Here is a 4,782-nt window from a genome sequence, read left to right as displayed (position 1 = left end):
CCTATCAACGTCGTAGTCTTCAACGTTCCTTTAGTGTCCTCAAGGGACAAGGGAGAACTCATCTCGGGGCAAGTTTCGTGCTTAGATGCTTTCAGCACTTATCTTTTCCGCATTTAGCTACCGGGCAATGCCATTGGCATGACAACCCGAACACCAGTGATGCGTCCACTCCGGTCCTCTCGTACTAGGAGCAGCCCCCCTCAATTCTCCAGCGCCCACGGCAGATAGGGACCGAACTGTCTCACGACGTTCTAAACCCAGCTCGCGTACCACTTTAAATGGCGAACAGCCATACCCTTGGGACCTACTTCAGCCCCAGGATGTGATGAGCCGACATCGAGGTGCCAAACACCGCCGTCGATATGAACTCTTGGGCGGTATCAGCCTGTTATCCCCGGAGTACCTTTTATCCGTTGAGCGATGGCCCTTCCATTCAGAACCACCGGATCACTATGACCTGCTTTCGCACCTGCTCGCGCCGTCACGCTCGCAGTCAAGCTAGCTTATGCCATTGCACTAACCTCCTGATGTCCGACCAGGATTAGCTAACCTTCGTGCTCCTCCGTTACTCTTTAGGAGGAGACCGCCCCAGTCAAACTACCCACCAGACACTGTCCGCAACCCGGATCACGGGTCTACGTTAGAACATCAAACATTAAAGGGTGGTATTTCAAGGTTGGCTCCACGCAGACTGGCGTCCACGCTTCAAAGCCTCCCACCTATCCTACACATCAAGGCTCAATGTTCAGTGTCAAGCTATAGTAAAGGTTCACGGGGTCTTTCCGTCTTGCCGCGGGTACACTGCATCTTCACAGCGAGTTCAATTTCACTGAGTCTCGGGTGGAGACAGCCTGGCCATCATTACGCCATTCGTGCAGGTCGGAACTTACCCGACAAGGAATTTCGCTACCTTAGGACCGTTATAGTTACGGCCGCCGTTTACCGGGGCTTCGATCAAGAGCTTCGCGTTGCCGCTAACCCCATCAATTAACCTTCCGGCACCGGGCAGGCGTCACACCGTATACGTCCACTTTCGTGTTTGCACAGTGCTGTGTTTTTAATAAACAGTTGCAGCCAGCTGGTATCTTCGACTGATTTCAGCTCCACCCGCAGGGGCTTCACCTACATATCAGCGTGCCTTCTCCCGAAGTTACGGCACCATTTTGCCTAGTTCCTTCACCCGAGTTCTCTCAAGCGCCTTGGTATTCTCTACCTGACCACCTGTGTCGGTTTGGGGTACGATTCAATGTTACCTGATGCTTAGAGGCTTTTCCTGGAAGCAGGGCATTTGTTACTTCAGCACCGTAGTGCCTCGTCATCACACCTCAGCGTTAAAAGAAGTCCGGATTTACCTAAACTTCCCGCCTACATGCTTAAACCGGGACAACCGTCGCCCGGCTAACATAGCCTTCTCCGTCCCCCCTTCGCAGTAACACCAAGTACAGGAATATTAACCTGTTTCCCATCGACTACGCCTTTCGGCCTCGCCTTAGGGGTCGACTCACCCTGCCCCGATTAACGTTGGACAGGAACCCTTGGTCTTCCGGCGAGCGGGCTTTTCACCCGCTTTATCGTTACTTATGTCAGCATTCGCACTTCTGATACCTCCAGCAAACCTCACGGTTCACCTTCAACGGCTTACAGAACGCTCCCCTACCCAACAACACATAGTGTCGCTGCCGCAGCTTCGGTGCATGGTTTAGCCCCGTTACATCTTCCGCGCAGGCCGACTCGACCAGTGAGCTATTACGCTTTCTTTAAATGATGGCTGCTTCTAAGCCAACATCCTGGCTGTCTGTGCCTTCCCACATCGTTTCCCACTTAACCATGACTTTGGGACCTTAGCTGGCGGTCTGGGTTGTTTCCCTCTTCACGACGGACGTTAGCACCCGCCGTGTGTCTCCCGTGATAACATTCTTCGGTATTCGTAGTTTGCATCGGGTTGGTAAGTCGGGATGACCCCCTAGCCGAAACAGTGCTCTACCCCCGAAGATGAGTTCACGAGGCGCTACCTAAATAGCTTTCGGGGAGAACCAGCTATCTCCCGGTTTGATTGGCCTTTCACCCCCAGCCACAAGTCATCCGCTAATTTTTCAACATTAGTCGGTTCGGTCCTCCAGTTAGTGTTACCCAACCTTCAACCTGCCCATGGCTAGATCACCGGGTTTCGGGTCTATACCCTGCAACTTAACGCCCAGTTAAGACTCGGTTTCCCTTCGGCTCCCCTATACGGTTAACCTTGCTACAGAATATAAGTCGCTGACCCATTATACAAAAGGTACGCAGTCACACCACGAAGGTGCTCCCACTGCTTGTACGTACACGGTTTCAGGTTCTTTTTCACTCCCCTCGCCGGGGTTCTTTTCGCCTTTCCCTCACGGTACTGGTTCACTATCGGTCAGTCAGGAGTATTTAGCCTTGGAGGATGGTCCCCCCATATTCAGACAGGATACCACGTGTCCCGCCCTACTCATCGAACTCACAGCCTGTGCACTTTCATGTACGGGGCTATCACCCTGTATCGCCGGACTTTCCAGACCGTTCCATTAATGCACAAGCTGATTCAGGTTCTGGGCTGCTCCCCGTTCGCTCGCCGCTACTGGGGGAATCTCGGTTGATTTCTTTTCCTCGGGGTACTTAGATGTTTCAGTTCCCCCGGTTCGCCTCGTTAACCTATGTATTCAGTTAACGATAGTGCAACGAGTTGCACTGGGTTTCCCCATTCGGACATCGCCGGGTCAAAGGTTCATATCACCTCGCCGACGCTTTTCGCAGATTAGCACGTCCTTCATCGCCTCTGACTGCCAGGGCATCCACCGTGTACGCTTAGTCGCTTAACCTCACAACCCGAAGATGTTTCGTAAAACACCATCGTGTTGCGAAAATTTGAGAGACTCGAACACACATTCGCTGTGTGTCGTTTCAATTTTCAGCTTGATCCAGATTTTTAAAGAGCAAATATCTCAAACGAGACTCGAGAGTCTGTTTTGAGATACGGAGGTCGGCGACTTTCACTCACAAACCAGCAAGTGGCGTCCCCTAGGGGATTCGAACCCCTGTTACCGCCGTGAAAGGGCGGTGTCCTGGGCCTCTAGACGAAGGGGACACTGAAGTCTCAATCGCAAGACGCCTTGCTTCTCTACATCTATCAGACAATCTGTGTGAGCACTACAAAGGCAGGTTCTTTAAGGTAAGGAGGTGATCCAACCGCAGGTTCCCCTACGGTTACCTTGTTACGACTTCACCCCAGTCATGAATCACAAAGTGGTAAGCGCCCTCCCGAAGGTTAAGCTACCTACTTCTTTTGCAACCCACTCCCATGGTGTGACGGGCGGTGTGTACAAGGCCCGGGAACGTATTCACCGTGGCATTCTGATCCACGATTACTAGCGATTCCGACTTCATGGAGTCGAGTTGCAGACTCCAATCCGGACTACGACATACTTTATGAGGTCCGCTTGCTCTCGCGAGGTCGCTTCTCTTTGTATATGCCATTGTAGCACGTGTGTAGCCCTACTCGTAAGGGCCATGATGACTTGACGTCATCCCCACCTTCCTCCAGTTTATCACTGGCAGTCTCCTTTGAGTTCCCGGCCGAACCGCTGGCAACAAAGGATAAGGGTTGCGCTCGTTGCGGGACTTAACCCAACATTTCACAACACGAGCTGACGACAGCCATGCAGCACCTGTCTCAGAGTTCCCGAAGGCACCAAAGCATCTCTGCTAAGTTCTCTGGATGTCAAGAGTAGGTAAGGTTCTTCGCGTTGCATCGAATTAAACCACATGCTCCACCGCTTGTGCGGGCCCCCGTCAATTCATTTGAGTTTTAACCTTGCGGCCGTACTCCCCAGGCGGTCGACTTAACGCGTTAGCTCCGGAAGCCACGCCTCAAGGGCACAACCTCCAAGTCGACATCGTTTACGGCGTGGACTACCAGGGTATCTAATCCTGTTTGCTCCCCACGCTTTCGCACCTGAGCGTCAGTCTTTGTCCAGGGGGCCGCCTTCGCCACCGGTATTCCTCCAGATCTCTACGCATTTCACCGCTACACCTGGAATTCTACCCCCCTCTACAAGACTCAAGCCTGCCAGTTTCGAATGCAGTTCCCAGGTTGAGCCCGGGGATTTCACATCCGACTTGACAGACCGCCTGCGTGCGCTTTACGCCCAGTAATTCCGATTAACGCTTGCACCCTCCGTATTACCGCGGCTGCTGGCACGGAGTTAGCCGGTGCTTCTTCTGCGAGTAACGTCAATCGACACGGTTATTAACCGTATCGCCTTCCTCCTCGCTGAAAGTACTTTACAACCCGAAGGCCTTCTTCATACACGCGGCATGGCTGCATCAGGCTTGCGCCCATTGTGCAATATTCCCCACTGCTGCCTCCCGTAGGAGTCTGGACCGTGTCTCAGTTCCAGTGTGGCTGGTCATCCTCTCAGACCAGCTAGGGATCGTCGCCTAGGTGAGCCGTTACCCCACCTACTAGCTAATCCCATCTGGGCACATCTGATGGCAAGAGGCCCGAAGGTCCCCCTCTTTGGTCTTGCGACGTTATGCGGTATTAGCTACCGTTTCCAGTAGTTATCCCCCTCCATCAGGCAGTTTCCCAGACATTACTCACCCGTCCGCCACTCGTCACCCGAGAGCAAGCTCTCTGTGCTACCGTTCGACTTGCATGTGTTAGGCCTGCCGCCAGCGTTCAATCTGAGCCATGATCAAACTCTTCAATTTAAGTTTGATGCTCGTAGAATTAAACTTCGTAATGAATTACGTGTTCACTCT

1 tRNA gene and 2 rRNA genes are annotated in these 4,782 nt (G+C 52.8%); all 3 read right to left on the bottom strand.

The window, feature by feature from the left end:
* Window positions 1–2,840, bottom strand: a 23S ribosomal RNA gene (locus tag C7387_RS00015); the annotation flags it as partial.
* Between the two features lie 190 nt (window positions 2,841–3,030).
* Window positions 3,031–3,106 (bottom strand) — tRNA-Glu (locus C7387_RS00010).
* A gap of 85 nt (window positions 3,107–3,191) precedes the next feature.
* A 16S ribosomal RNA gene (locus tag C7387_RS00005) occupies window positions 3,192–4,731 on the bottom strand.
* Window positions 4,732–4,782: the final 51 nt, after the last annotated feature.

Origin of the sequence: Yokenella regensburgei, assembly GCF_003634235.1 — a bacterium.
Classification (GTDB): Bacteria; Pseudomonadota; Gammaproteobacteria; order Enterobacterales; family Enterobacteriaceae; genus Yokenella; species Yokenella regensburgei.
The sequence above is the reverse complement of the archived record's forward strand: the minus strand, read 5'-3'. Positions and strand labels throughout refer to the sequence as shown.